18 protein-coding genes and 1 pseudogene are annotated in these 21,482 nt (G+C 73.0%); 8 read left to right on the forward strand and 11 right to left on the reverse strand.

What is annotated here, in order from left to right:
* Positions 1 to 136: 136 nt before the first annotated feature.
* Positions 137 to 463, forward strand: a complete 327-nt coding sequence (locus ABT232_RS23330; protein WP_351842933.1) for a DUF8820 family protein — start codon at positions 137 to 139, stop codon at positions 461 to 463.
* 89 nt (positions 464 to 552) lie between these two features.
* On the forward strand, positions 553 to 1,710 hold the full coding sequence (locus ABT232_RS23335; protein ID WP_351842935.1) for a DUF6745 domain-containing protein: 1,158 nt from the start codon (positions 553 to 555) through the stop codon (positions 1,708 to 1,710).
* 106 nt (positions 1,711 to 1,816) lie between these two features.
* On the opposite strand, the gene ABT232_RS23340 is transcribed toward ABT232_RS23335, so the two are convergent.
* A complete protein-coding gene (locus ABT232_RS23340) occupies positions 1,817 to 2,371 on the reverse strand; it encodes a TetR-like C-terminal domain-containing protein (protein ID WP_351842937.1) in 555 nt (184 codons plus the stop codon).
* Between the two features lie 202 nt (positions 2,372 to 2,573).
* Between ABT232_RS23340 and ABT232_RS23345 the strand changes: the two genes are divergently transcribed.
* Complete coding sequence (locus ABT232_RS23345; RefSeq protein ID WP_351842939.1) at positions 2,574 to 3,587, forward strand: zinc-binding dehydrogenase; 1,014 nt, start codon at positions 2,574 to 2,576, stop codon at positions 3,585 to 3,587.
* 395 nt (positions 3,588 to 3,982) lie between these two features.
* Here the strand turns inward: ABT232_RS23345 and ABT232_RS23350 are convergent, their stop codons facing one another.
* From ABT232_RS23350 to ABT232_RS23360, 3 genes are all read right to left on the reverse strand, one after another.
* Entirely contained in the window at positions 3,983 to 8,395 is a 4,413-nt protein-coding gene (locus ABT232_RS23350) for a bifunctional nitrate reductase/sulfite reductase flavoprotein subunit alpha (RefSeq protein WP_351842941.1), read from the reverse strand.
* A gap of 188 nt (positions 8,396 to 8,583) precedes the next feature.
* Positions 8,584 to 9,327: a putative immunity protein gene (locus tag ABT232_RS23355; RefSeq protein WP_351842943.1), complete on the reverse strand. Its 744-nt coding sequence runs from the start codon at positions 9,325 to 9,327 to the stop codon at positions 8,584 to 8,586.
* 72 nt (positions 9,328 to 9,399) lie between these two features.
* A complete protein-coding gene (locus tag ABT232_RS23360; RefSeq protein WP_351842945.1) occupies positions 9,400 to 10,017 on the reverse strand; it encodes a LysE family translocator in 618 nt (205 codons plus the stop codon).
* A 112-nt stretch (positions 10,018 to 10,129) separates the two neighbouring features.
* On the opposite strand from ABT232_RS23360, the gene ABT232_RS23365 reads away from it, so the two are divergent.
* The 3 genes from ABT232_RS23365 to helR all read left to right on the forward strand — a co-directional run bounded on the left by ABT232_RS23365 (position 10,130) and on the right by helR (position 14,503).
* The gene (locus tag ABT232_RS23365; RefSeq protein ID WP_351842947.1) at positions 10,130 to 10,582 is read left to right on the forward strand and encodes an Lrp/AsnC family transcriptional regulator; all 453 of its coding nucleotides are present in this window, start codon (positions 10,130 to 10,132) and stop codon (positions 10,580 to 10,582) included.
* Between the two features lie 249 nt (positions 10,583 to 10,831).
* Positions 10,832 to 12,082, forward strand: coding sequence for a cation:proton antiporter domain-containing protein (locus tag ABT232_RS23370; protein ID WP_351842949.1), 1,251 nt, complete (start codon positions 10,832 to 10,834; stop codon positions 12,080 to 12,082).
* 258 nt (positions 12,083 to 12,340) lie between these two features.
* Positions 12,341 to 14,503 (forward strand): RNA polymerase recycling motor ATPase HelR, encoded by a 2,163-nt coding sequence (gene helR / locus ABT232_RS23375; protein ID WP_351842951.1) that lies wholly within the window; start codon positions 12,341 to 12,343, stop codon positions 14,501 to 14,503.
* 99 nt (positions 14,504 to 14,602) lie between these two features.
* Here the strand turns inward: helR and ABT232_RS23380 are convergent, their stop codons facing one another.
* From ABT232_RS23380 to cpt, 5 genes are all read right to left on the reverse strand, one after another.
* Complete coding sequence (locus ABT232_RS23380; protein WP_351842953.1) at positions 14,603 to 15,886, reverse strand: hypothetical protein; 1,284 nt, start codon at positions 15,884 to 15,886, stop codon at positions 14,603 to 14,605.
* Between the two features lie 144 nt (positions 15,887 to 16,030).
* A complete protein-coding gene (locus ABT232_RS23385; protein WP_351843029.1) occupies positions 16,031 to 16,480 on the reverse strand; it encodes a pyridoxamine 5'-phosphate oxidase family protein in 450 nt (149 codons plus the stop codon).
* Positions 16,481 to 16,515: 35 nt separating this feature from the next.
* The gene (locus tag ABT232_RS23390) at positions 16,516 to 16,932 is read right to left on the reverse strand and encodes a helix-turn-helix transcriptional regulator (protein WP_351842955.1); all 417 of its coding nucleotides are present in this window, start codon (positions 16,930 to 16,932) and stop codon (positions 16,516 to 16,518) included.
* An 18-nt stretch (positions 16,933 to 16,950) separates the two neighbouring features.
* Positions 16,951 to 17,361, reverse strand: coding sequence for a VOC family protein (locus ABT232_RS23395; protein ID WP_351842957.1), 411 nt, complete (start codon positions 17,359 to 17,361; stop codon positions 16,951 to 16,953).
* A gap of 106 nt (positions 17,362 to 17,467) precedes the next feature.
* Positions 17,468 to 18,004 carry a chloramphenicol phosphotransferase CPT gene (gene cpt / locus ABT232_RS23400; protein WP_351842959.1) on the reverse strand — a complete coding sequence of 179 codons (537 nt, stop codon included), beginning with the start codon at positions 18,002 to 18,004 and terminating at the stop codon, positions 17,468 to 17,470.
* Positions 18,005 to 18,141: 137 nt separating this feature from the next.
* Here cpt and ABT232_RS23405 point away from each other — a divergent pair, with 137 nt between their 5' ends.
* Positions 18,142 to 18,771, forward strand: coding sequence for a hypothetical protein (locus ABT232_RS23405; RefSeq protein WP_351842961.1), 630 nt, complete (start codon positions 18,142 to 18,144; stop codon positions 18,769 to 18,771).
* 26 nt (positions 18,772 to 18,797) lie between these two features.
* On the opposite strand, the gene ABT232_RS23410 is transcribed toward ABT232_RS23405, so the two are convergent.
* Positions 18,798 to 19,244 (reverse strand): hypothetical protein, encoded by a 447-nt coding sequence (locus tag ABT232_RS23410; protein WP_351842963.1) that lies wholly within the window; start codon positions 19,242 to 19,244, stop codon positions 18,798 to 18,800.
* Between the two features lie 231 nt (positions 19,245 to 19,475).
* Between ABT232_RS23410 and ABT232_RS23415 the strand changes: the two are divergent.
* Positions 19,476 to 21,067, forward strand: a pseudogene (locus ABT232_RS23415) (glycoside hydrolase family 43 protein).
* A gap of 14 nt (positions 21,068 to 21,081) precedes the next feature.
* On the opposite strand, the gene ABT232_RS23420 reads toward ABT232_RS23415, so the two are convergent.
* Positions 21,082 to 21,474, reverse strand: a complete 393-nt coding sequence (locus ABT232_RS23420) for a VOC family protein (protein ID WP_351842965.1) — start codon at positions 21,472 to 21,474, stop codon at positions 21,082 to 21,084.
* Between the last annotated feature and the right edge of the window lie 8 nt (positions 21,475 to 21,482).

Raw genomic sequence — 21,482 nt, forward strand, 5'->3', positions numbered from 1 at the left:
CGTGATGACCGCAGTTGTACCAACAGCCGCTGACAACGTGGCGGGGCGGGGCGGGGTTCGGTGCGTTGTCAGTGGCGGCACCTACTGTCTGCGTCATGAGGCCGGTGCGTCGGCGCCGGCGGAGGGGAGAGCTGTCGTGTACCGGCAGGGAGACGTGCTGATCGTGCCCGTGGCGTCGGAGGCGGTGCCGTCGCATGTCGCGGCGGCGCCGAGGGAGCCGCGGGACGCGCGGGGACGCCTGGTCCTGGCGCTGGGCGAGGTCACCGGACATGCGCACGCGGTCGTCGGCCCCGGCGAACTGGTCCGTGAGCCGGGACCGTTCGGTCCGATGCTGCTGCACCTGCCGCAGGGCGGACGCGTGGTGCACGAGGAGCACGCGGCGATACCGCTTCCGCGGGGTTGGTACCGGGTGATCCGGCAGCGGGAGTACGTGCCGGGGTCCGTGCGGATCGTCGCGGACTGAACTGCCCGTACGGAGCGGGCGCGGTGGACGGGACCGGAGCAGTGGGCGCGGTGGTGAGGGAGCACGGGGCGACGATGACGGAGAAGCGGATGACGACGACAGGCGCGGCGGGCGTTCTGGAAGGGGCCGAAGGGCCGGGCGGTGCGGTGGAACCGGTCGATGGTCCGGGTGTTCCCGATGCCGTCGCCCCTTGGCGCGCACGGGCCGCGGCGGCGACGCCGGCCGATCGCGCGGGGGCCGAGGAGGGAGTCCGGCTGGCCTACCGGCGGGCCGGCCTGCCGGAACCGCGGCGTGTGCTGTGGGCCGGCTCCCCTCGCGCGGCGGTGGCGCTGATCCTGGAGTTGGAGGACAGCGGCCCTTGCGTGCGTGAGGAGGTGCGGAGCGCTCCCTGGGCCCGCGAACGCGACCGGCTGCACACGGAGTTGGGGGCCGCGGGCTGGTCGGCACACTGGTCGGCCACGGGTGGCCGGCTGTGGGAGTCCACGCAGGCGCTGGTGGAGCGGATCCGCACCGGCGTTCTCGACGACCTCGCCGGTGCTGCCGGCAGCGCCTCCGGTGCCGAGGGGTCATCGCCCGCGAACGCCCCCTCCGGCGCCGGCCGCCCCCGTGACCGCGCCCGGGAGGCCCGGGTGCGGCTGCTCCTGCTGGACGCGGTCCTGGGCCAGCACGACGCTCCGTGGCTCGCCGCCTTCCCGACCGACCGGGCGCCGCTGGACGGGCTGGCGGCGGTGTGCCGCAGTGCCGGCTGGTGGTGGCCGTTCGCCGAGGTGGCGGTCCTGTCGGAACGGCCGGTCGCTCTCCATCGCGACGAGGCGGGGCGCCTGGACCGCGGGGACGGTCCGGCGCTGGCCTACCCGGACGGTTTCGCGCTGCACGCCTGGCGCGGTATGCCGGTCTCGGCCGCGTTCATGGCCGAGCTGGCCACCCTGACACCGGACCGCATCCGGTCCGAGGAGAACGCCGAGCTGCGCCGGGTGATGCTGGAGCACTACGGCTACGACCGCTACCTGGCGGACTCCGGGGCGCGTCCCCTGCACCGGGACGAGACCGGCGTGCTCTGGCGGATCGACCTGGACGGTGACGAGCCGGTGGTGATGGTGGAGGTCGTCAACTCCACCCCGGAGCCGGACGGCACCAGTCGCACGTACTGGCTCCGCGTCCCGCCGACGGTCCGCACGGCCCGGGAGGGCGTCGCCTGGACGTTCGGACTGGAGGCGGAGGTGTACGCGCCGGCGCGGGAGACGTGAGCGGGACACCTGATCGGGACACCTGAGCGGAGGCCATGAGAGCGGGCGGGCGCAGCGCGTCTTCGGCCCCCCCGTCGGTACGGGCGGGACGACCGCGCGCACCGGCTCAGCTGCCGCCGGGGCCGTCCGGCCGGGCGCGGGCGCCGTCGAGCGCCAGCCGGATCAGGCCGTGGGCGACGGACGGGTCCACGGGGGTGTCGCTCAGCAGGACCCGAGTGAAGAGAGGGCCGCTGATCGCCTCGATCACCAGGCCCGGGTCGGTGTCCTCGGCCAGTTCGCCCCGCTCCACGCCCCGTCGGACCATGACGGCCGCGCGTTCCAGGCGTTCGGTCCAGTACGGGTGGCGGCGGTCGTCGAGGGTGTCGTCGCGCTCGACGCTCAGCCGCAGCAGCGCCGGTCCGTACGGCCCGCTCAGCAGGTCCACGAGCGCCTCGAAGAACCGCGTCAGGTCCTCCCGCACCTCGCCGGTGTCCGGGATCGGCAGCGTGGCGTCGAGCCGGCTGGTGAGCGCGTCGTGGATCAGGTTCTCGCGGGTCTTCCAGCGGCGGTAGACCGAGGTCTCGTGCACGCCGGCCGCCCGGGCGACCGCCGCGACGGTGGTGCCGGCCAGCCCTTCGGCGGCGAGGATGCCGACCGTCGCGGTCAGCACGGCCTGCCGCATGCGCTCCCCGCGCCGCCGCAGGGGCTGCGGGGCCGCGGCCGAGGCGGAGTCCGGAGCCGGTCGTGAACCCGGCGGAGGTGGCATCATGCCCTCACCCTAAAGCAAGCCTCCTTGCGTTACGAGCCGACCGAGCAGTACGGTCGGCACGAGGCGACCTGCGACAGTCGCGCGGGCTCCGCCGCCGCACCGAGGGAGTCACGTCATGGAGCAGATGCTCGCCGCCCGCCTGCGCCTTCCGAGCCGCACCCTGCGCCTGGAGGAGGTGCCGCGCCCGCAGCCGGGGCCCGGACAGGTGCTGGTGAAGGTGGAGGCGGCCGGCGTCTGCCTGTCCGACGTCCACCTCATCGACGGCACCCTCACCCCGCGCCTGCTGGACGGCGATGTCGTCACCCTCGGCCACGAGGTGTCCGGCACCGTCGCCGAGACCGGCGAGGGAGTCACCGCGTGGGCCCCGGGACAGCGCGTCGTGCTGTACGCGGGCGAGGTGCGCGACGGTGTCACCTACACCCGCGGCGTCGACTACGACGGCGGCTGGGCCGAGTACGCCCTGTCGTCAGCGAACGCGCTCACCCTGCTGCCCGACGCCATCCCCTTCGACCAGGGCTCGATCATCCCGGACGCCGTGTCCACGCCGTGGGGCGCGATCACCATGACCGGTGCCGTCCGGCCGGCCGAGGCGGTCGGTGTGTGGGGCATCGGCGGACTCGGGGTGCACGCGGTGCAGTTGCTGCGCGCCGTGGGCGCGTGCCCGATCATCGCCGTGGATCCCAGCGAGGTCGCCCGGGAGCGGGCGCTGGCCGCCGGTGCCGACTTCGCGCTCGACTCCGCCGACCCCGCGCTGCGGCAGACCGTGGCCGCCGCGACCGGTGGGCTGGGCCTCGCCGCCGCCTTCGACTTCGCGGGCGTGCCGGCGGTGCGTGAACAGGCGCTCACCGTCCTCGCGCCCAAGGGCCGGCTGGTGCTGGTCGGGCTGACGAACCGTCCGCTCACCGTCACGGACGGCACCCGCTTCAGCTACCTCCAGCAGCAGATCCTCGGCCACTACGGCTCCGACATGCCGGTGGCGCTGCCGCAGCTGCTGCGGTTGATCAACGGCGGTCGGCTGGACTTCGCCGGATCCATCAGCGACGTACTGCCGCTGTCGCAGGCCGCCGAGGCGGTCGAACGGCTGGAGAAGAAGACGGGCGACCCCATCCGTCTGATCCTGCGCCCCTGAGGCCCACGACACCGCCACCACCCGCGTCCGGGCGGGCTCACACCACCGGTTCAGCAGCCGGCTCTCCTCGTCGCAGGTGATCCAGGTCCCGTCCCCGAGCGGACACGCCCGCCCGGCGGCGGAGCCCTCCGGACGGGTGACCGGCCGCGGATCTCCGGGGTGCGGGCGTCGAGCGGCCAGTGTCTGAGCCGGTCAGGGTCCTCGCCGCGATCGGCCGTGGCCGCCAGGACGGCGTCGGCGTCGACGAACCCGCGGCGGTCGGCCCAGCCGAGCCGACCGCCGTCGGCGCCCGGCTCCGGCGCCCGCTCGGCGAGAACGGTGCCGTCCAGGGCGGGCAGCCGCAGATCCGCTCCGGAGCGCGTCGCGGCACAGGGCGGCGGTGTCGGGCGGGAGGGTCAGTAGACGTCCCGGACGTAGCGCTTGTCCGCGGCCAGGCGCCTGACGTACGCGGTGGCCTCGCCGTCGTCCATGCCGCCGTGGGTGGCGGCGATGTCCCGGAGGGCCTGGTCGACGTCCTTGGCCATGCGGGCCGCGTCGCCGCAGACGTAGAAGTGGGCGCCGTCCTGGAGCCACTGCCAGAGGCGGGCGCCGTGTTCACGCATCCGGTCCTGGACGTAGATCTTGTTGCGCTGGTCGCGGGAGAAGGCGAGGTCGAGGCGGTCGAGGTGGCCGGACGCCTGGTACGCCTCCAGCTCCTGGCGGTAGTAGAAGTCGGTGGTCTGGCGCTGTTCGCCGAAGAAGAGCCAGTTGGGTCCGGTGTGACCCCGTGCCTGGCGGTCTTCGAGGAAGCCGATGAAGGGGGCCACGCCGGTGCCGGGGCCGACCATGATCATGGGAGTGGCCGGGTCGGCCGGCGGCCGGAAGTGGGGCGAGCGCTGGACGAAGACCTGCACGGTGCCGTCGTCCGCGCAGTCCGCGAGGTAGGTGGAGCACACGCCCTTGCGGTCCCGCCCGAGGTCGTTGGTGTAGCGGACGACGGAGACGGTGAGGCGGACCTCGCCGGGGTGGGCGAGCGGGCTGGAGGAGATGGAGTACAGCCGGGGCTGGAGCCGCTTGAGCACGCCGGCCCACTCGGCCGCCGAGGCGCGGACCGGGTACGCGGCGACGACATCGGCGGCCTGGCGTCCCCAGCTCCACTGCGCGAGCGCGTCCTTGTTGTCCGGCCGCAGCAGCCGCCGCAGTTCATGGCTCCCGGTGCGCTCCGCGGTGAACTTCAGCAGGTCGGTGGTGATGCGGGCGATGTCGAGCCGAGTGCGCAGCGCCTCTTCCACGGGGATCGGCGCGCCGGTACCGAGGTCGACCGGCTCGTCGGGGTCGAGACCGGTGAGCGCGAGCCATTCGGCGACGAGTGGGGCGCCGTTCGTCGGCCATACGCCGAGGGCGTCCCCGGCGTCGTAGGCGAGTTCGCCGCCGCGGGTGTCGAAGGCGAACTGGCGGACCTCCTTCTGCGAACCGGGCAGGCTCAGCAGCCGGTTGCCGATGAGCAGGGTGGCGAACGGCGAGGCCTTGGTGGGCACGGGCGGCACGGGCGTGGGCGAGGGCGAGGAGGCGGTGCCGACGGCGGGCGCGGCGGATGCGGCGGATGCGGCGTTCGCGGTGGGCGCGGCTGATGCGGTGGGTGCGGTCGCCCGGGCAGCGCCCGGGTCGCCGTGCGGCCCGTCGTCGGCCGTGGCCAGCGCGGTGACGACCCGGACGAGCCAGTCCTCGGCGGCCTCCTCGAAGTCGGGCTCGCAGTCGATGCGGGGAACGAGCCGGGTGGCGCCGAGGGCGTCGAGCCGTTCGTCGAGCCGGCGGCCGTGGCCGCAGAAGTCGTCGTAGCTGGAGTCGCCGAACGCGAGGACCGCGTAGCGCACTCCCTCCAGCCGGGCGGTGTCCGGGTCGGACAGCGACTGCCAGAAGTCGGCGCCGTTGTCGGGCGACTCGCCGTCACCGAAGGTGCTGGTGACGAGGAGTACGTCGGTGTCGGCGCCGAGGTGGGCCGGGGACGCGTCGGTCATGGGCAGCACCTCGGGGGTGCGGCCCGCGGCCTCGGCGAGGTGGACGGCCGCGCCCTCGGCGAACGCCTCGGCGGTGCCGGTCTGCGAGGCCCACAGGATGAGCAGACGCCGGGTCGGTACGGCGGTGCCGGCCGCCGGGGCGCCGGTCGGCGCGGGCACACCGGATCCGGTGTCGGTACCGGAGCCGGCCCCCGCACCGGAGGCGGCGGTGGTACGGGAGAACATGCCGGCCAGGACGCCGTCCACCCAGAAGGCGCGGTCCGGGGTGAAGGGCGCGCCGGAGGGCAGGACGGGGACGCGGCCGTCGGACGGGGCCAGGGCCAGACCGGAGAGATAGCCGGACAGGTAGTGACGCTCCGGCTCGGCCAGCGGCGCGGGCGCGAGGTCGGTGATGCCGAACAGCGTGGCGAGCGCCTGGACGGGTGAGTCCGCCGCCACGGCCGCCGCCCCGGCCGCAACCGGAACCGCGACCGGAACCGGGCCCGGCGTCACAGCCGCCCCACGCCGCACGGCAGCGCCTTGCCCGGCAACGCCATGCCCGGCAGCGCCATCCCCCACGACGGCCTGCCCGGCGACGGTCTGCTCGCCGGCCGCCTCCGGCCGTCCCTTCGCGCCCGCCGCCGGCACAGGAGCGGCCGTCCTGGCGAGGGCGACGGCGCAGGCCTTGAACTCGGGCTGGAAGGAGATGGGGTCGATGGCGTCGTTGGTGACGGCGTTGATGCTGAGGTACTCGCCGAAGAGGTCGTTCCAGTGGAAGGGGGCGAAGCAGGTGCCCGGCCGGACCCGGTCCGTGACCACGGCGGGCAGGACGGCTCGGCCGCGCCGGGAGGCGACCTCCAGGTGATCGCCCTCGGCGACACCGAGTGCGGCGGCGTCCTCGGGGTGGACCTCGACGAACGGGCCGGGGTTGAGCCGGGCGAGCTTGGCCACCTTGCCGGTCTTGGTCATGGTGTGCCACTGGTGCTGCACACGGCCGGTGTTGAGGGTGAAGGGGTAGTCGTCGTCCGGGAGTTCGGCGGGCGTCAGATGCGGGCGGGCGAAGAACCGGGCGCGTCCGCCGGGCGTCGGGAAGGCCAGGCGCGGGCGGCTGCCGTCCTCGCGCTCCAGGAGGCTCTGGCTGACGCCGTCGTTGAGGTAGCGGATCGGGTTGCGGTCCGTCCCGCCGGGCGGGGCGGGCCACTGGACGGGTTCGGTGCGCAGCCGCTCGTAGGTGACGCCGCGCAGATCCCAGCCGGTCTTGGGATTCCACGCCCGCTTGAGCTCCTCGAACACCTCCTCCGCGGAGGTGTGGCCGAACCCTTCGGCGAACCCCATCTCGCGGGCCACCCGGGCGATCAGCTGCCAGTCGGGGAGTGCTTGTCCCGGCGGGTCGACGACGCCCTGCACGAGGGTGAGGTTCCGCTCCGAGTTGATCATGACGCCGTCGGACTCGGCCCACAGCGTCGCGGGCAGTACGACATCGGCGTACGCGTTGGTCTCGGTCTCGGCGAAGACGTCCTGGGTGATGACGAGTTCGGCGGCCTCCAGACCCGCGATGACGGTCTTGCGGTTGGCGACCGAGGCGACGGGGTTGGTGCAGATGATCCAGCACGCCTTGATCTTCCCGGCGGCCATCTCCTCGAACATCTCGACCGTGCCGCGCCCGACCTCGGTGCGCAGCGAACCCGCGGGGATGTTCCACAGCTCCTCGACGAAGGCGCGCTCGGCGTCGTCGAGAAGGGAACGCTGCCCGGGCAGGCCGGGGCCCATGTAGCCCATCTCGCGGCCGCCCATGGCGTTGGGCTGGCCGGTCAGCGAGAAGGGGCCGGAGCCGGGTCGGCAGATGGCACCGGTGGCGAGGTGCAGGTTGATCAGGGCGTTGGTGTTCCAGGTGCCGTGGGTGGACTGGTTGAGGCCCATGGTCCAGCAGCTCGTCCAGTCGCCGGATTCACCGATCCACCGCGCGGCCCGGCGGATGTCGCTCTCGGCGAGGCCGGTGATCTCCGCGACGCGGTCGGGCGGATAGTCCTCCAGGAAGGCGGGCATCTCCTCCCAGCCCTCGGTGAACTCGGCGATGAACTCCTCGTCGGTGTGCCCGTCGGCGACCAGCAGGTGCAGCAGGCCGTTGAGCAGGGCCAGGTCGGTGCCGGGCTTGATCTGGAGGAAGAGGTCGGCCTTGTCGGCGGTGGCGTTGCGGCGCGGGTCGACGACGATCAGCCGGGCGCCCGCCTTGACGCGGTCCATCATGCGCAGGAAGAGGATCGGGTGACAGTCGGCCATGTTGGCGCCGATGACGAGGAAGGTGTCCGCCCGGTCGAAGTCCTCGTAGGAGCCGGGCGGGCCGTCCGCGCCCAGCGACAGCTTGTAGCCGGAACCGGCGGACGCCATGCACAGCCGGGAGTTGGACTCGATCTGGTTGGTCCGGACGAAGCCCTTGGCCAGCTTGTTCGCCAGGTACTGCGCCTCCAGTGACATCTGCCCGGAGACGTAGAAGGACAGCGCGTCCGGCCCGTGCTCGTCCAGGATCGCCCGCAGCCGGCCGGCGACCGCCCTGATCGCCTCGTCCACGTCGGCTTCGGCAGGCTGGGCCCCGCGTTCGGAGCGCACCAGCGCCTTCGCCACCCGCCCGGTCGAGGCCATCATGTCCGCGCTCGTGGCGCCCTTGGTGCACAGGCGTCCGCGGTTGGCGGGGTGGTCCTTGTCGCCCGAGGCCTTCGTCACCCGACGCCGGCCGTCGGCGGGGTCCCGCGCGATGTCGAGCACGATTCCGCAACCGACGCCGCAGTACGAGCAGACCGTGCGGACGCTGCCGTCCTTCGAGTCAGTTGCCACCGAAATCCCACCCCACCGCGCGTGTACCGTCCCGGGCCGACCTCGCCCCGCCGGTGACGGGCGGCCCATGACTCAGCACCGTAGGAAGATCGAATTTCCGTCCCGTCACACCGTGGGAGCGCACGGGGTTAAGCCCGGCGCACACCGCGCGGCGGTGTCATGTGAGTGAGCGGGACGCGGCGTGTGCCTCAGGCGCGGAGAGCGGCGTCGAGTTCGCGGATGAACCCGCCCACGCGTCCGCCGCCGGAAGGCGCCGCGGGCAGTCGGCCGAGCACCGCGGCGACCGCGGCCGGCGCGTGCCGGCGCGCCCGTTCGAGGGCCGCCGCGGCGACCTGCTCGTCCTCTCCGGCCGCCAGCTCCTCCGCGCGCGCCGCGTGCGCCGCCGCACCGAGGATGTGCTTGACCTGGTGAGCGCTCGCCTTGGGGTGCAGGAACGCGGCGGCGGCCGCGTGGCTGGCCGCCCGCGCCGCGTCGACGGCGGCGGGGAGTGTCGCTTCCTGCGCCGCCTTGTACGCCGCCCACGCGCTCTGCCGCAGAGCGGTCGTGCGCCGGCCGCCGTCGGCGAAGGCGCGTGCCGCGTCGACGGCGTCCCGGGGGCGGGTGTCGGCGGGAGCGCTCCGCTCGAAGACCGGCAGCACCCTGCTCGCGCAGTCGGCCGCGTAGCCCGCGATCTCGCGGAGTTCGGTGTCGCTCAGCCCGATCCCTTCCGCACCGGCCGTCTTCCCACCGGTCGTCTTCCCACCGGCCGTCTTCCCACCGGCCGTCTTCCCACCGGTCGTTTTCGCACCGGCCGTCTTCCCACCGGCCGTCTTCCCACCGGCCGTCTTCCCACCGGCCGTCTTCCCACCGGTCGTCTTCCCACCGGTCGTTTTCGCACCGACCCTTCTCGCACCGGTGCCTGCTTCACCGCTCTCTTCCGCATCGGTAGCCACCGCCCCATCCTGCCGCAGGCCGCGGAGCGGCCCGCAAGCGCCTCCGCCCGGACGACCGGCGGACTCGACCGCTCAGCCGGCCAAGCTCTCCACCAGCAGAGATCCACCGATGACGATCATCATGGCCCCGGAGGCCCGGGTGACCGCCCTGGCCGCCGACGGCCGGGTCCTGAGGACGGTGCGGGCGAGTGCGCCGACGGCGAGGTAGACCACCGCGCAGGACGTCATGTGCAGCGTGCCGAGCAGCCCGGTCTGGGCGGCGACGGGCCAGCTCGCCGCGGGCTCGATGAACTGCGGGAACAGCGAGAAGTACAGCAGCAGCGCCTTCGGGTTCAGTCCGCTGATCCCGACGCCCTTGAGCATGATCTGCCCGCGCGAGGAGGCCATGGGTCCCGCGGCCGCGCCGAGGACCGCCGGGCGGTTCAGCACTCCCCAGCCCAGCCACACCAGATAGCCGGCCCCGGCGACGGTCAGCGCGGTGAGCACGGTCGCCGAACTCGCCACGATCGCCACCAGGCCGGCCACGGCGAGCAGCGTGTAGCCCGCGTACCCGGTGATCAGCCCGGCGACCGCCGGCACCACCGACCGGTCCCGCAGCCCGGCCGAGATCGCGTAGGCCCAGTCCGCGCCCGGAGTGAACACCAGCAGCAGGTCCACTGCCAGGAAGGCCGCCACTGTGGTCGTGTCCATCGATCGGTCCCTCTCGCATTTCTTGTTGTGCGAGGGAAGGTTAGGCCGATTACGCCCGAAAATGTTCCTGTCTTTTCCCGGCGGTCCCTGTCGGTGAGGGAGAATCTTTTCCATGGATGCCCTGGACCGGAAAATTCTTACCGAGCTACAGCTGGACGGCCGTCTCACCGTCACCGAACTGGCCGCCCGCGTGCGGCTGAGCGTCTCGCCCTGCCACCGACGGCTGCGTGACCTGGAACGGGAGGGCGCGATCCGCGGCTACCGCGCCGTCGTCGACCCCTCAGCCCTCGGTCTGAACTTCGAGACCCTGGTCTTCGCCACCCTGCGCTGGGAGGATCCCGACACCGTCACCGCCTTCGAGGAGGCCGTGACCGCCATCCCGCACGTCATCCAGGCCCAGCGCCTCTTCGGCGAACCCGACTACCTCCTCCGCGTCGCCACCACCGACCTCACCGCCTACCAGCAGCTCTACGACCAGCGGCTGGCCCGGCTGCCGGGCGTCCAGCGCCTGACCTCCACGCTGGTCATGAAGCACGTCGTCGACGACCGCCCGCTGCCCGAGTAGCGGTACGGAAGGTGTGTCCCGCTCCGGCCCGGCGCACATCCTGAGGCAGTCCCCCACCTCACGGAGCACACGGGGGTGGACATGCGCCCCCGCAGGCTTCCCTTGCTCCAGCCGCTGGTCCGCCGAACGTTCGTGAACCGGCCGCCGTGGCAAGGATGGCCCTGCACCCCGCGAAGCGGCCCCGCCTCGGGCACGACGCCGCCTCCTTGGTCCTGCCCGCGCCCCTCCTCACGGACGGAGACCGATCGCATGGACGCTCATCGGACCACCTCGCTCCTCGTCAGCCTCGCCGCCATCGTCGTCCTGGCCCAGCTGTTCGGCGCACTCGCCAGGCGTCTGGGCCAGCCGCCGGTGATCGGCGAGGTACTGGCCGGCATCACACTCGGCCCGAGCCTGTTCCACGGGGCCGTCTCCGACGCCCTCTTCCCCGCCAGCGTGCGGCCCCTGCTCGGCGCCCTCGCCGCGGTCGGTGTAGCGGTCTTCATGTTCATCGTCGGCCTGGAGTGGGACGCCGCTCTGATACGCGGCAGCGGAAGCCTCGCCGCCACCGTCTCGATCAGCTCCGTCCTGCTGCCCTTCGGACTGGGCATGGCCCTGGCGTGGTACCTGATGCAGCATCACGCGACCGAGGACCGGACGGCCTTCATGCTCTTCATGGGCATCGCCATGTCGATCACCGCCTTCCCGGTACTGGCCCGGATCCTCGTCGACCGGGGCATGGCCCGCACTCCGCTGGGTGTGGTGGCGCTGGCCTGCGCCTCCATCGACGACGTCCTCGCCTGGTCGCTGCTGGCGGCCGTGGTCGCCGTCAGCGGCTCGGCCGGGCCCGACCAGTGGCGGATCCTGCTGGCCATCCCCTATCTGCTGGGCATGCTCTTCGTCCTGCGCCCGCTGCTGCGCCGGTTCACGGCCCGCCGCGGCGACCCCGGACTGACCCCCGCCACGTTCGCCTGCGTGCTGGCCGGCCTGCTGCTGTCCGCCGCCACCACCGAGTGGCTGGGCCTGCACTACATCTTCGGCGCGTTCCTCTTCGGTGTGGTGCTCCCGCGCACCGGCACCGAGCGGCTGCGCGGTGAAGTGCACGACCGGTTGGGCCAGTTGAGCGGAACGCTGCTGCTGCCGGTGTTCTTCCTGGTGGCAGGCCTCCAGGTCGACCTCTCCAAGGTGGACGGGAGCGGGCTCGGCGATCTGGCGCTGATCCTGCTGGTGGCGGTCGGCGGCAAGTTCGTCGGCGCGTTCACGGCGGCCCGTCTCAGCCGTATGCCGGTGCGGCAGTCCGCCGCGCTGGCGACCTTGATGAACACCCGTGGCCTGACCGAACTCATCGTCCTGAACGTGGGCCTGCAACTGGGCTTCCTCAATCAGAAGCTGTATTCGCTGATGGTCGTCATGGCCGTGGTGACGACCGCGATGGCCGGCCCGCTGCTGACCAGGCTCCTGGGCCGCCCGGCGGTGAGCGATGTGCCGGCGCCTCGTGAGAAACTCGTCCGCCGAGCGTGAGGACAGCCGGCATCGGCGGCGTGGGAGAAGATCGAGGCCGAGGGCCGAGGGGGATGAACGAGGGCCGGAGGACGTACCCACTCCTTGCCACTCTCAACGTATAGCGCACGGGGGGGCTTGCGGCAAGGCCCCGGTCATGACGCAGAATCGCTGGCCTCGGCTGGAAACTGCGGAAACGGGAGACCCACGAAGTGCATGTGCTTTTGCCGGATCATGGATCGTACGGCGCCGGCAAGACCTCTGATCGGAGCTGGTGACATGAGCTCCGCGACCACGAGCGCGTTCGATCTCCCGGGCCGCCTCTCCCCCAAGGCCGACCCGGCGCTGATCGCCGACGACGAGCGCCATTTCCGGGCCATCGCGGCCAGCCTCGACGAGACGATCGCCGAACTGTCCGCCGGCCTCGACGCCGAGCGCAGGGCACCCGGCGGTGTCGGCCGCGAGGTGCTGGAGCGGGACCTGGAGATCCACCGGCTGACCGGCAGGCTGCGCGCCCTGCGACGCTTCGGCCTGGACCTGTGCCTGGGCCACATCGTCACCGCCGACGACCCCGAGCCCGTGTACATCGGACGGCTCGGCCTGACCGACAGCGACGGGCGCCGGCTGCTGCTGGACTGGCGCTCGCCCGCGGCCGAGCCGTTCTTCGCCGCGACCCACGCCAACCCGATGGGGCTGGCGAGCCGGCGCCGCTACCGCTGGACCCGCGGCCGGATCAGCGACTACTGGGACGAGGTGTTCACCGCCGAAGGGCTCGAAGGGCACGCCGCGCTCGACGACCAGTCCGCCTTCATCGCCAGCCTGGGCGGCAACCGCTCGGCGCGGATGCGGGACGTCCTCGCCACCATCCAGGCCGACCAGGACGCCATCATCCGAGCCGGCTCCCGCGGCGCTCTCGTCGTCGACGGCGGTCCGGGCACCGGCAAGACCGTCGTCGCCCTGCACCGCTCCGCCTACCTCCTGTACTCCGACCCCCGCCTGGGCCACCGCAGGGGCGGCGTGCTGTTCGTCGGGCCGCACCAGCCGTACCTGGCCTACGTCGCCGACGTCCTCCCGAGTCTCGGCGAGGAAGGTGTGCGCACCTGCACCCTGCGCGACCTCGTGCCCGAGGGAGCCGGCGCCACGGTCGAGAGCGACCCGGAGGTGGCCCGTCTGAAGTCGTCCGCGGACATGGTGAAGGCGATCGAGACGGCCGTCAGGTTCTACGAGGAGCCGCCCACGAAGGGGATGACGGTCACCACGCACTGGTCCGACGTCCGGCTGAGCGCCGACGACTGGGCCGAGGCGTTCGAGGCACCCGAACCCGGGACACCGCACAACGAGGGCCGCGAGGAGGTCTGGGAGGCGCTGGTCACGATCCTGCTGGACAAGATCACGCTGGACAGGCAGGACGACGAGGTCCCGCCCGAGCTGTTCCGGAGGTCGCTGCGGCAGAACCGTGAGCTGGTCGGAGCCCTCAACCGCGCCTGGCCGCTGCTCGAACCGGCCGACCTCGTCGCGGATCTCTGGTCGGTACCCGCCTACCTGCGCAAATGCGCTCCCTGGCTCGCCCCCGACGACGTCCGGAAGCTGCGGCGCGACGAGGCGGAGGCCTGGACGGTGTCCGACCTGCCGCTGCTGGACGCCGCGCGGCAGCGGCTCGGCGACCCGAAGGCGTCGCTGCGCAAGCGCCGCCACGACGCCACCGTCGCCGCCCAGCGCGAGCGCATGGCCGGTGTGATCGAGGGCCTGATCAGGGCCGACGACGACGGTGAGGGCGCGGTGACGATGCTGCACGGCCGCGACCTCCAGGACAGCCTGATCGACGAGAGCGCGCTGCCGCGCGCCGACCGGCAGGTCCTGGACGGCCCGTTCGCGCACATCGTCGTGGACGAGGCGCAGGAGCTGACCGACGCCGAGTGGCAGATGCTGCTGCTGCGGTGCCCGTCGCGCAGCTTCACCATCGTCGGGGACCGCGCCCAGGCGCGGCACGGGTTCACGGAGTCCTGGCGGGAGCGGCTCGAGCGGGTCGGGCTCGACCGTGTCGAGGTGTCCTCCCTGAGCATCAACTACCGGACCCCGGAGGAGGTCATGACGGAGGCGGAGAAGGTCATCCGCGCCGCGCTCCCGGACGCCAACGTGCCGACCTCCGTCCGCGGCAACGGCATCCCCGTCGTGCACGGCTCCGTCGCGGATCTGCACGAAATCCTCGACACCTGGCTCGCCGAGCACGACGACGGGATCGCCTGCGTCATCGGCGATCCCACGTTCCGTGCCACGCCGCGTGTGCGGTCGCTGACCCCGGAGCTGTCGAAGGGCCTGGAGTTCGACCTGGTCGTACTCGTCGACCCGGAGGCGTTCGGGGAGGGGATCGAGGGAGCGGTCGACCGCTATGTCGCGATGACCCGGGCGACCCAGCGGCTGGTCATCCTGACCAGCTCCTGATCGCCGGTCCCTCCGGGCGCCCGGCTGCCCGCCCGGAGGGATCAGGGACGTGCCCCGCCGCCGGACGCCAGTCGGGCGGCCGGGGCCGCGCCGCCGCGGTCACAGCCACGCCGACTCGCGCTCGCCCTCCGGGTCCTCCCCGGCCGGGGCACCCGCCCGGCCGGGACCGCTGCCACCCGGCTGCGGCACCGGACGCCGTAGCCGGGCGAGTGCCAGCGGCACCCCGATCACGGGGATCAGCCATACGGCGACGTACAGCCGGTCCAGTTCGACCGCGAGGGGGTGCGCCGCCGCCGTGGCGAAGCCGGTGGCGCCCACGGCGATCACGCACAGGGCGACCGGCACCGAGCGCTTCCACACGCCCCAGGCGCCCACCGCCAGCAGCAGGAGCAGCATCGGGGCCAGCGCCTCCTTCTGGAGCCACTGCCACCAGTAGTTCAGGTTGAGGCGGGCGAGGGCTCGCCACGGGTCGGCGATCTCGGGCCGGGTCCAGTGCAGTGTGAAGGTGTCCTGGAGCGAGTCGGCCGTGCCGGGGAGCCTCAGGGCCTTGCTCAGGCCCAGCGCGGCCAGGGTGCCGCCCGCCGACAGTCCGGCCAGCCACCACGCTCCGGGGCGCCTGGCGCGACGGACGAGGAGCAGCGACGCGGCCGCGGCGGCGGCCAGGAACAGCACGACGATCAGGAAGCTGGAGTAGCGGACGGTGAGCCCGCAGGCGAGGGCACCGGCGAACAGCGCCGCGCCCGGCAGGACGCGGTCGCGCAGCAACCACACCGAGGCGAGCAGCAGCGCGGTCGTCAGCGCGAGGGCCGGGCCCTCGGTCAGCGGCCGGCCTCCCCAGAAGGCGAGCGGGGTCACGTAGTAGAAGGCCTGGCCGAGCGCGGCGGCCCACGGCGGCGCGCGCAGTGCGCGCAGCAGCAGGTGCACGAGGTAGCCGGCGAGCGTGGTGAAGGCGAGGGCGACCAGGGTGAGTCCCGCCTTGGCGCCGAGCAGCGCCACGAAGGGAGCGGCCATCAGGGGGTAGCCGGGCCGGGTGTGGAAGATCCTCTCGTACCGCGGGTCGGTCGGGACGAGTCCACCCGCGTACTTCTTCTCGCACCGCGCCGCGTAGGCGGCCTCGCGGCCCGGTGCCCGGAATCCCAGCTGGTCGAGCATGCGGTTGCGGTGGACCAGCGCGGCCGTGTCCTCGCAGTAGGCGGCGACGGCCTTGCGGGTCGCCTCGCCCGGGGAGTCGCCCAGGAACTCGTACGCCTCGCGGGCGTAGCGGTAGGAGTCGTTGGAGAAGCGCGTCGCGGGATAGCCGAAGACGTGCAGCAGCACGAAGAGCGCGGCCAGCAGCGCCGGCAGGGCGCGCGGCAGCCGGCGCCGGGTCTCAGCGCCCGGCATGCCGCGACCCTCTGGTGGTGCGGTGGACGGCACGCCACACGGGCGCGGCGGGTTCCTGGCCGGGAGTGACAGTCACGTCCTAAGCCATAGCCGCAAAACGGCCGCTCCTCCAGCCGACTCCCCCTGACTGCGGCCAGACGGTGGTCAGCCCAGCCAGGTGCCGTCGCGCATCAGGTCGCGGCCCTTCAGCTCGTTCGCCTCCCGCCAGGCCTGGATGCGGTGGGGCCGGATCAGGAAGTACTGGTAGGCGTCGAGCTCGCGCGGATCGAATCCGGTCCTGGCGGCGAACGCGTCGCCCGTCCTCGGGTCGAGGTCGGCGAGATCCACCGGCTCGGCGGTGCCGTCGACGACCACGACGTCGCGTGTGGGTCCCAGGCCGAGTCGTACGACGCCGCCCGCGAGCAGGTTGCGGCCGGTGACGGAGGCACGCGGCGTCGAGACGAGGAACGCTTCCCCGTCCCAGAGGTACGAGAGCGGGATGAGGTGCACGCCCGAAGAGCCCGGCGTGGCGACCCAGAGGTCGATGTCGTTCTCCAGCCTCGCGCGGGTGTCCCGCAGTCTCTCCGCGAGGCTCCGCGGTGGCATGGCTGTCATGGTTTCCCCCGTCATGTCGGTGATCTCCTTGTCCGTCACACCGGCTGCGGCTCGGGCGCCGGTGCTTCCCGGTCCCCGACCGGACCGCTGACGCGCGGGTGGGCGGTGGGCGGCATGCCGGTCAGTTCCGTGAAGCGCGTGACGAAGACGCCCTGCGAGGCGCAGCCGACAGCACGGCAGACCTCGGTGACACCCAGCTCGCCACGGCGCAGCAGCGCCGCCGCGCGCTCGATACGACGTGCCGTCAGATAGGCGTACGGGGACGCGCCGTACGCGAGCCGGAACTGGCGGCTGAGCTCTCCGGCCGGCAGGCCCGCGTCGCGGGCGAGCGCCTCGACGTCCAGCGGCCGCGCGTACTCCCGGTCGAGCCGGTCGCGGACGCGGCGCAGTCGTGCGAGGTCGCTCAGACGCCGTGCGGCGGTCAGTGCGCGCCCCCAGGCGGGATGGCACATGCGGAATCCTTCCCCGGTTCAGCGGAGCTCTTGGATGCGGATGAGGTTGCCCGCGGGGTCGCGGAAGGCGCAGTCGCGTACGCCGTAGGGCTGCTCGGTGGGCTCCTGGACGACCTCGGCGTCGTTGGCCTGCACCTTGGCGAAGGTGCCGTCGAGGTCGCGGGTGGCGAGCAGGATCCAGCCGTAGGTGCCCTTGGCCATCATCTCGGTGATGGTGCGGCGCTCGTCCTCGGTGATGCCGGGGTCGGCGGCGGGCGGCGCCAGCAGGATCGACGTACCGGGCTGGTCGACGGGGCCCACCGTGATCCAGCGCATCCTGCCCTGTCCGACGTCGCTGCGGACCTCGAAGCCGAGGATGTCGCGGTAGAAGGCCAGGGAGGCGTCCGGGTCGTCGTGCGGGAGGGACGTGGTGTGGATGGTGATGTCCATGGCGGCAACGTTAGTTGCGGCTCGGCGGGCGGCGCTTCTCGATTCCTGACCGTTCGGCCGACCGGCGCAGTCACTGCCCGGGAAAGCGCCCTCGGCTCCGTCCGGTTCAGCCGTCGACGCGTGCGGCGATGGCGCGCGCGCACTCCAGGGCCTCGGTCCGCGTCGTGTTCACGACCAGGTCGTAGCTCACGCCTTCGTGGACGATGCCGGCCTGCGCCGCCGCCATGCCCCGGGCCCGGTCTCCGCGCGCGATCTCCCGGCCCGCGGCGACCGCCGCGTCGCAGGTGACGCCGACCCACAGGACGGGCAGATCGCCGAGAGCCTTGCACCAGCGCCGCTGGGACTCCGCTCCGCCGAGGAAGACGTCGTCGACGACGATCATGGCGCCGGCGCGGGCCATCGCCGCGATGCCCTCGCGCCAGGCCGCCTCCAGCGCCAGGAACTCCTCCCCGACGCTCACCACGCCGTCCGCCAAGATGTCGATCCCGTGGTCCGACGCCTGGAGCCGCGCGGGCATCGCGTCGACGAACGAGTCGCACCCGAACGCCAGCCATGGATCGGGCAGTACGGCTTGCAGACACCGCACGATCCCGGACTTCCCCGCGCTGGAACCACCGTTGAGGATGATCATCCGAGTCGTCACCCCGCCAGGGTAGACCGCCCGCGTGCCCGACTCCACCACCTGCGACACTGGTTGCGTGCCCATCAGGACGACCCGACCGCGCGTCGACGCCCGTCCCGTGGCGCGGCTGACCGGGGACCGGCGCTGAGGGGGCGGGCATGGGGCTGGACATCACGGTGATGATCGCCGACTGGTCGTGGCTGACCGAGGTTCCGCCCGGCCGGCGGCTGACGCGGCTGAGGGACGCCTGGTACGACGACGGCACGGGCTGGTGGGATCGCGACGCGCCGGCCGTCGAGAGCGGCCTGGACTGGCCTCGCGGACCGCACAGCGGCCGCTTCGCCGTGTACGAGTTCCCGCGCACCTGCGGGTCGTTCAAGCCGCACTTCTGGGCCGGGCAGCGGTGGGAATCCTTCCGGGAGCACATCGCCGCGCCGATGCGGGCCGAGTGGGACGCTCTGCTGCTGGAACTGGTCTGGGACGGGCTCGACGGTACGGCGCGGCACACCGAGCCGGGCCTGTTCGGCGACGACGAGGACGACCCCGACGCCCACGGCCAGGGCGTGCTGCTGGCTCGGTCGCCGGGCACGGTGCGCGAACTCGGCGCGCGCTGGGAGCGGATACGCCCCGGTCTCGACGGGGCACGGCAGGCGTTCACGGAGCATGCCGCCGCCCCCGAGGGGTGGGTCGGCGACTTCGACGCGTTCAAGGAGCTGCTGGAGGGGTGGGGGCAGGTCCTGGCCGAGGCCGCGGGGAGGGGCTGGGGCGTCGTCGGGCTGAGCGAGTGACGCGGGTCCGTTCCGGACCGTGGCGCCTACCCGTGGTCGATGGTCGTGCCGTCGGGTCTCCGGCCGAACGCGGCCGCGAGCACGGCGGGCAGGTCGGCCTCGGGGACGGCGGCGCGCACCTGCGCCAGGACGTGCGGAAACTCCTCGTCGGAGAGCATGCCCAGGTGCTCCTGGCGCAAGTCGTGGATGACGGAGACGAGTTCGGGCCGCAGCCGCATCCAGGCGCGCGAGGTGCGGATCTCCTCGGCGACCTGGTCCATGAACCACCGCATGACCTCGTACGGGATGTCCAGGTGCCCCCCTTGGGGGTCGAAGCACACCGTCGGCTCCCGCGCCGGGTCCTCGTCGGGGACGATCGCCGTCACGACGCTCCGCCGACCGGCGACGACGTCCAGTTCCAGGTACCAGGCGTCGTCGGGCACGGAGTACATCGTGGTGATCGCGTACTCGCCATCGGGGTGCGGGACAGGCATACCGGCATGCTGTCATGACCGCGCACGGCCCGGCCGCCCGGGCGACGAGGTGATCGTTTGTCGAAGCGCGTGTTCGACACTACGGTCCGGGTGGACCGCCCCTTCTCCGGGTCGGCGATGGCAGGTTCGTGACGAGGTGGACGGGTGAGGGAACGCGTGCCGCAGCAGAGCAGCCGGGTCGTCCGCAACCCGATCCTCCCCGGCTCGCACCCGGACCCCTCGATCGTGCGCGTGGGCGCCGACCACTACCTGGCCACCTCGACCTTCGAGTGGTTCCCGGGTGTGCGGCTGCACCACTCACGGGATCTGGTGCGCTGGCGCCCGCTGGGCGGGGCGCTGGACAGCACGCGGCTGCTGGACCTGACCGGCTGCCCGGACTCCGGGGGCGTGTGGGCGCCCAACCTCACCTGTGCCGACGGGCTGTTCCACCTCGTGTACAGCAACGTCTCCACCTACGCGGAAGGCTTCACGGACAGCCCCAACCTCCTCACCACCGCCCCGTCGATCGACGGACCGTGGTCGGATCCGGTCCTGCTGCACGCCCGTGGTTTCGACGCCTCGCTCTTCCACGACGGTGCGGAGAGCCGGCTGCTGAATCTCGTCCACGACTGGCGGCCCGGCCACGGCGGCTCGGCGGGCCTGGAGGCCACCCGCTACGACCGCGTCGCGCGCCGCCTCGTCGGCGACCCGGTGCGGGTCGTGCTGCCACCGCGCGCCGGGTGGATCGAGGGACCGAACCTGTACCGCCGGGGCGAGTGGTACTACCTCCTCACCGCGGACGGCGGGACGGGCTACGGGCATCAGGTCACCGTCGCCCGGTCGCGTCGCCTGGAGGGCCCCTACGAGAGCGATCCGGCCGGTCCGCTCATCACCGCCCGGCACGATCCCGACCTGCCCCTGCAGAAGGCCGGTCACGGCAGCCTCGTCGAGACGCCCACGGGTGAGTGGTGGCTCGCCTACCTGGTGGCGCGGCACCACGGCCGCCGCGGGCCGTGCGTCCTGGGCCGCGAGACCGCGCTGGCTCCGGTCACCTGGACCGCGGACGGATGGCCCCGCACCCCGGACGGCGCTCCCTCGACGGAGCTACCGGCCCCGCCGCTGCCGCTGCCGCCGGGTGAGAGTCCGGAGCAGCGGGACGGCGACGAACTTACGGAGACCGTCGACGGCTTCGACGCGCCCGCGCTGGCCCCGGACTGGTCGACGCTGCGCCGGCCCGCCACGCCCGACTGGTGCACCCTCGCCGAACGGCCCTCGCATCTGCGGCTGCGCGGCGGAGCTCACCGCAGAGCCTGACCGGCGCCGGCCTGGTCGCCCAGCGGGTCACCTCCTGGCGGTTCTCCCTGGAAGCCACGATGGAGTACCGGCCGAGCGGCTTCCAGCACCTGGCCGGCATCACCGCCTACTACAACTCCCGCAACTGGTACTTCCTGCATGTCACCGCCGACGACGACGGGCGGGCGGTGCTGCGGGTGGCGGCCGCCGACCGGGGCGCGGTGACCGTGGACGAGGCCGGCCAGGTGCCGCTCGGCGCCGTGGCGCGGCTCCGCCTCGGGCTCGACCTCGACGGGCCCCGGCTGCGGTTCCGCCATGACACGGGTGCCGGCTGGCGTTCCCTCGGGCCGGCCCTGGACGCGACCGTGCTGTCGGACGAGCACGCCGAGGAGTTCGTCGACGGCCGGATCCGCTCGCTCGGCTTCACCGGGGCGTTCGCCGGTCTGTGGGCCTGGGACCTGACCGGTCACGGTCTGCCGGCCGACTTCGACGAGGTGGTCCTCCGCACGGCGGGGACGACGGGGGGAACAGCGGGCGGCGAGCGGGACTGACGGTCCGGGCGGCGTCAGGGGCCGGCGTCGGTGCGGACCCACAGGCAGAAGGGGTGTCCGGCCGGGTCGCGCAGGACTCGTACGTCGTCCTGGGGCTGGAAGTCGGCCGCCGTCGCTCCGAGGGCGACGGCGTGCTCGACGGCCGCGGGCAGATCGTCGACCTCGATGTCCAGGTGCATCATCATCTGCTGCCCGGACGGGGCGGAGGGCCACTGCGGGCGGGTGAACAGCGGCTCCGTCTGGAACGACAGCCCGGTGCCGCCGTCGGGCGGTGCGATCTCGACCCAGCCGGGCTCCTCCTTCCTGACCGGCCAGCCGAGCAGGCCCTGGTAGAACCGCGCCAGTTCGTGGGCGTTCGGGGCGTCGAGGGTGGTGGCGGACAGCGCGAAACGCGGTTGCGGCCTCATGCGGTGCT

It is taken from the genome of Streptomyces sp. NPDC001532, from assembly GCF_040298625.1.
In the GTDB taxonomy this organism is placed as follows: Bacteria; Actinomycetota; Actinomycetes; order Streptomycetales; family Streptomycetaceae; genus Streptomyces.